Origin of the sequence: Marinospirillum celere (assembly GCF_900112235.1) — a bacterium.
Classification (GTDB): domain Bacteria; phylum Pseudomonadota; class Gammaproteobacteria; order Pseudomonadales; family Halomonadaceae; genus Marinospirillum; species Marinospirillum celere.
In genome coordinates this window covers 1-3251 of the sequence record NZ_FOLH01000011.1, presented here as the reverse complement: position 1 = coordinate 3251, position 3251 = coordinate 1, and the positions used below count along the sequence as shown (strand labels likewise).

Sequence of the window (3251 nt, the reverse complement as noted above, 5' to 3'; positions counted from 1 at the left end):
TTTTAAAAAGTCAAAGCGATACGAATCATCTCAAACGTATCCGGCGAACAATCGTTGTTTTGGTGACTGTCTGTAGAAACCTTTTGGGGTTATATGGTCAAGTGACTAAGCGCACACGGTGGATGCCTTGGCAGTCAGAGGCGATGAAAGACGTGGAAGCCTGCGATAAGGCTCGGGGAGCTGGCAAACAAGCTTTGATCCGGGCATTTCTGAATGGGGAAACCCACTTAGCACAAGCTAGGTATCCTGCACTGAATACATAGGTGTAGGAGGCAAACCGGGAGAACTGAAACATCTAAGTACCCCGAGGAAAAGAAATCAACCGAGATTCCCTTAGTAGCGGCGAGCGAACGGGGATTAGCCCTTAAGTCTGTAGAGTGTTAGTGGAAGGCTCTGGAAAGTGCCGCGATAGAGGGTGATAGCCCCGTACACGAAAATGCTTTACAGGTGAAAACGAGTAGGACGGGACACGAGAAATCCTGTTTGAAGATGGGGGGACCATCCTCCAAGGCTAAATACTCCTGACTGACCGATAGTGAACCAGTACCGTGAGGGAAAGGCGAAAAGAACCCCTGTTAGGGGAGTGAAATAGACCCTGAAACCGTGTGCGTACAAGCAGTCGGAGCAGACTTGTTCTGTGACGGCGTACCTTTTGTATAATGGGTCAGCGACTTATTCTCAGTGGCGAGGTTAACCGTATAGGGGAGCCGTAGGGAAACCGAGTCTTAATAGGGCGCGCAGTCGCTGGGAATAGACCCGAAACCGGGCGATCTACCCATGGGCAGGTTGAAGGTTGAGTAACATCAACTGGAGGACCGAACCGTAATCTGTTGAAAAAGATTCGGATGACCTGTGGGTCGGAGTGAAAGGCTAATCAAGCCCGGAGATAGCTGGTTCTCCTCGAAAGCTATTTAGGTAGCGCCTCGTGTATCACCACCGGAGGTAGAGCACTGTTTGGACTAGGGGGTCATCCCGACTTACCAACTCCATGCAAACTCCGAATACCGGTGAGTGCAAGCACGGGAGACACACGGCGGGTGCTAACGTCCGTCGTGAAAAGGGAAACAACCCAGACCGCCAGCTAAGGCCCCAAAATCCTGGTTAAGTGGGAAACGATGTGGGAAGGCTAAAACAGCTAGGAGGTTGGCTTAGAAGCAGCCATCCTTTAAAGAAAGCGTAATAGCTCACTAGTCGAGTCGGCCCGCGCGGAAGATGTAACGGGGCTCAAACCAGGTGCCGAAGCTGCGGGCTCATCTATGATGAGCGGTAGAGGAGCGTTGTGTAAGCCGTCGAAGGTGGATTGAGAAGTCTGCTGGAGGTATCACAAGTGCGAATGCTGACATGAGTAACGATAAGGGGTGTGAAAAACACCCCCGCCGGAAGACCAAGGTTTCCTATCCCATGCTAATCAGGGTAGGGTGAGTCGGCCCCTAAGGCGAGGCGGAAACGCGTAGTCGATGGGAAGCAGGTTAATATTCCTGCACTTGTTGTGATTGCGATGGGAGGACGGAGAAGGCTAGGCGAGCCAGGCGTTGGTTGTCCTGGTGAAAGCAAGTAGGCGGTGCCCTTAGGCAAATCCGGGGGTGCATAACGCCGAGATGCGAGAGGAAGATGATCTTCGGAGATTCGAACTCGTTGATGCCACGCTTCCAAGAAAAGTCTCTAAGCTTCAGATCACAAGAAACCGTACCCCAAACCGACACAGGTGGTCAGGTCGAGAAGACCAAGGCGCTTGAGAGAACTCGGGTGAAGGAACTAGGCAAAATGGTGCCGTAACTTCGGGAGAAGGCACGCCGACATTAGGTGACGTTTACACGAACTGAGCCGAAGTCGGTCGAAGATACCAGGCCCCTGCAACTGTTTATTAAAAACACAGCACTCTGCAAACACGTAAGTGGACGTATAGGGTGTGACGCCTGCCCGGTGCCGGAAGGTTAATTGATGGGGTTAGCGCAAGCGAAGCTCTTGATCGAAGCCCCGGTAAACGGCGGCCGTAACTATAACGGTCCTAAGGTAGCGAAATTCCTTGTCGGGTAAGTTCCGACCTGCACGAATGGCGTAATGATGGGGGCGCTGTCTCCACCCGAGACTCAGTGAAATTGAAATCGCCGTGAAGATGCGGTGTATCCGCGGCTAGACGGAAAGACCCCGTGAACCTTTACTATAGCTTCACACTGGACTTTGATATTGTTTGTGTAGGATAGCTGGGAGGCTTTGAAACTGTGACGCTAGTTGCAGTGGAGCCAACCTTGAAATACCAGCCTGGCAATCTTGAGGTTCTAACCTAGATCCATTATCTGGATCAGGGACCGTGTGTGGTGGGTAGTTTGACTGGGGCGGTCTCCTCCCAAAGAGTAACGGAGGAGCACAAAGGTACCCTCAGGCTGGTCGGAAATCAGCCAATGAGTGCAAGAGCATAAGGGTGCTTGACTGCGAGACAGACACGTCGAGCAGGTACGAAAGTAGGTTCTAGTGATCCGGTGGTTCTGTATGGAAGGGCCATCGCTCAACGGATAAAAGGTACTCCGGGGATAACAGGCTGATACCGCCCAAGAGTTCACATCGACGGCGGTGTTTGGCACCTCGATGTCGGCTCATCACATCCTGGGGCTGAATTCGGTCCCAAGGGTATGGCTGTTCGCCATTTAAAGTGGTACGCGAGCTGGGTTTAGAACGTCGTGAGACAGTTCGGTCCCTATCTGCCGTGGACGTTGGAGACTTGAGAAGAGCTGCTCCTAGTACGAGAGGACCGGAGTGGACGAACCTCTGGTGTTCCGGTTGTCATGCCAATGGCACTGCCGGGTAGCTATGTTCGGACGGGATAACCGCTGAAAGCATCTAAGCGGGAAGCCCCCTTCAAGATAAGGTCTCCCTGAGGACTTGATCCTCCTAAAGGGCCCTTGAAGACGACAAGGTTGATAGGCCGGGTGTGGAAGTGCAGCAATGCATTGAGCTAACCGGTACTAATGACCCGTGAGGCTTGACCATATAACACCCAAACGGTTTTAAGCGGTACTGAAACGACGTAAACCGGATACGAAACAGATGATGCTTTGACGAAGCGAACGAGATTGCTTGCCCCTTTTTAGGCTGTTGGCCTTAGTAACACCGCCAGCAACCAACCAGTTACGCCTGACGACAATAGCGAGTGGGAACCACCTGATCCCTTGCCGAACTCAGCAGTGAAACCGCTCAGCGCCGATGATAGTGTGGGGCTTCCCCATGTGAAAGTAGGTCATCGTCAGGCACTT

The 3251-nt window shown here is 52.4% G+C and carries 2 rRNA genes; both read left to right on the top strand.

Going from position 1 to position 3251, the window contains the following annotated elements:
• Positions 1 to 95 precede the first annotated feature (95 nt).
• Positions 96 to 2988, top strand: a 23S ribosomal RNA gene (locus tag BM185_RS14560).
• A gap of 143 nt (positions 2989 to 3131) precedes the next feature.
• Positions 3132 to 3247: ribosomal RNA gene (rrf, locus tag BM185_RS14555) — 5S ribosomal RNA — on the top strand.
• Positions 3248 to 3251 lie beyond the last annotated feature (4 nt).